Origin of the sequence: Erwinia sp. JH02, assembly GCF_013074405.1 — a bacterium.
Classification (GTDB): Bacteria; Pseudomonadota; Gammaproteobacteria; order Enterobacterales; family Enterobacteriaceae; genus Erwinia; species Erwinia rhapontici.
Genome location: NZ_JABANZ010000028.1, coordinates 1 through 3,074, shown reverse-complemented (window position 1 = coordinate 3,074; position 3,074 = coordinate 1). Strand labels below are relative to the sequence as shown.

Sequence of the window (3,074 nt, the reverse complement as noted above, 5' to 3'; positions counted from 1 at the left end):
CACCAGAACGCTTCTGGCGTTGTAAGGTTAAGCCTCACGGGTCATTAGTACCGGTTAGCTCAACGCATCGCTGCGCTTACACACCCGGCCTATCAACGTCGTAGTCTTCAACGTCCCTTCAGGGGTCTCAAGGACCCAGGGAGAATTCATCTCGAGGCAAGTTTCGCGCTTAGATGCTTTCAGCGCTTATCTTTTCCGCACTTAGCTACCGGGCAATGCCATTGGCATGACAACCCGAACACCAGTGGTGCGTTCACTCCGGTCCTCTCGTACTAGGAGCAACCCCTCTCAATTCTCCAGCGCCCACGGCAGATAGGGACCGAACTGTCTCACGACGTTCTAAACCCAGCTCGCGTACCACTTTAAACGGCGAACAGCCGTACCCTTGGGACCTACTTCAGCCCCAGGATGTGATGAGCCGACATCGAGGTGCCAAACACCGCCGTCGATATGAACTCTTGGGCGGTATCAGCCTGTTATCCCCGGAGTACCTTTTATCCGTTGAGCGATGGCCCTTCCATTCAGAACCACCGGATCACTATGACCTGCTTTCGCACCTGCTCGAGCCGTCACTCTCGCAGTCAAGCTAGCTTATGCCATTGCACTAACCTCACGATGTCCGACCGTGATTAGCTAACCTTCGTGCTCCTCCGTTACTCTTTAGGAGGAGACCGCCCCAGTCAAACTACCCACCAGACACTGTCCCCACGCCGGATCACGGCGCCAGGTTAGAACATCAAACGTTAAAGGGTGGTATTTCAAGGTTGGCTCCACGCAGACTGGCGTCCACGCTTCAAAGCCTCCCACCTATCCTACACATCAAGGCTCAATGTTCAGTGTCAAGCTGTAGTAAAGGTTCACGGGGTCTTTCCGTCTTGCCGCGGGTACACTGCATCTTCACAGCGAGTTCAATTTCACTGAGTCTCGGGTGGAGACAGCCTGGCCATCATTACGCCATTCGTGCAGGTCGGAACTTACCCGACAAGGAATTTCGCTACCTTAGGACCGTTATAGTTACGGCCGCCGTTTACCGGGGCTTCGATCAAGAGCTTCTCCTTGCGGATAACCCCATCAATTAACCTTCCGGCACCGGGCAGGCGTCACACCGTATACGTCCACTTTCGTGTTTGCACAGTGCTGTGTTTTTAATAAACAGTTGCAGCCAGCTGGTATCTTCGACTGCCTTCAGCTCCAGGAGCAAGTCCCTTCACCTACCGACAGCGTGCCTTCTCCCGAAGTTACGGCACCATTTTGCCTAGTTCCTTCACCCGAGTTCTCTCAAGCGCCTTGGTATTCTCTACCTGACCACCTGTGTCGGTTTGGGGTACGATTCAATGTTACCTGATGCTTAGAGGCTTTTCCTGGAAGCAGGGCATTTGTTACTTCAGCACCGTAGTGCCTCGTCATCACGCCTCAGCCTTAAAGAGTTCCGGATTTGCCTGGAACTCAAGCCTACACGCTTAAACCGGGACAACCGTCGCCCGGCTAACATAGCCTTCTCCGTCCCCCCTTCGCAGTAACACCGAGTACAGGAATATTAACCTGTTTCCCATCGACTACGCCTTTCGGCCTCGCCTTAGGGGTCGACTCACCCTGCCCCGATTAACGTTGGACAGGAACCCTTGGTCTTCCGGCGAGCGGGCTTTTCACCCGCTTTATCGTTACTTATGTCAGCATTCGCACTTCTGATACCTCCAGCAAACCTCACAGTTCACCTTCGACGGCTTACAGAACGCTCCCCTACCCAACAATACTTACGTATCGCTGCCGCAGCTTCGGTGCATGGTTTAGCCCCGTTACATCTTCCGCGCAGGCCGACTCGACCAGTGAGCTATTACGCTTTCTTTAAATGATGGCTGCTTCTAAGCCAACATCCTGGCTGTCTGTGCCTTCCCACATCGTTTCCCACTTAACCATGACTTTGGGACCTTAGCTGGCGGTCTGGGTTGTTTCCCTCTTCACGACGGACGTTAGCACCCGCCGTGTGTCTCCCGTGATAACATTCTTCGGTATTCGCAGTTTGCATCGGGTTGGTAAGCCGGGATGGCCCCCTAGCCGAAACAGTGCTCTACCCCCGAAGATGAGTTCACGAGGCGCTACCTAAATAGCTTTCGGGGAGAACCAGCTATCTCCCGGTTTGATTGGCCTTTCACCCCCAGCCACAAGTCATCCGCTAATTTTTCAACATTAGTCGGTTCGGTCCTCCAGTTAGTGTTACCCAACCTTCAACCTGCCCATGGCTAGATCACCGGGTTTCGGGTCTATACCCTGCAACTTAACGCCCAGTTAAGACTCGGTTTCCCTGCGGCTCCCCTATACGGTTAACCTTGCTACAGAATATAAGTCGCTGACCCATTATACAAAAGGTACGCAGTCACCTAACAAGTAGGCTCCCACTGCTTGTACGTACACGGTTTCAGGTTCTGTTTCACTCCCCTCGCCGGGGTTCTTTTCGCCTTTCCCTCACGGTACTGGTTCACTATCGGTCAGTCAGGAGTATTTAGCCTTGGAGGATGGTCCCCCCATATTCAGACAGGATGTCACGTGTCCCGCCCTACTCATCGAACTCACAGTAGGTGCATTTTTGTGTACGGGAGTATCACCCTGTACCCTGCGACTTTCCAGACGCTTCCACTAATGCACAAACTGATTCAGGTTCTGGGCTGTTCCCCGTTCGCTCGCCGCTACTGGGGGAATCTCGGTTGATTTCTTTTCCTCGGGGTACTTAGATGTTTCAGTTCCCCCGGTTCGCCTCATGCCACTATGTATTCATGACATGATAGTGTGTCGAAACACACTGGGTTTCCCCATTCGGGTATCGTCGGTTGTTGCGGTTCATATCACCTTACCGACGCTTATCGCAGATTAGCACGCCCTTCATCGCCTCTGACTGCCTAGGCATCCACCGTGTACGCTTAGTCGCTTAACCTCACAACCCACAAGCGTCCCGAAGAACACATTGCTGTTGTAAGCATTTGAGAGACTCGAACATATCGTTAATTTCATTCTTATTACGGAGAATGAAAACGACATGTCGTTTCAATTTTCAGCTTGTTCCGGATTGTTAAAGAGCA

1 rRNA gene is annotated in these 3,074 nt (G+C 52.6%); it reads right to left on the bottom strand.

Annotation, left to right across the window (positions count from 1 at the left end):
* Positions 1–23: 23 nt before the first annotated feature.
* Positions 24–2,929 (bottom strand): 23S ribosomal RNA (locus HHI26_RS25275).
* Positions 2,930–3,074: the final 145 nt, after the last annotated feature.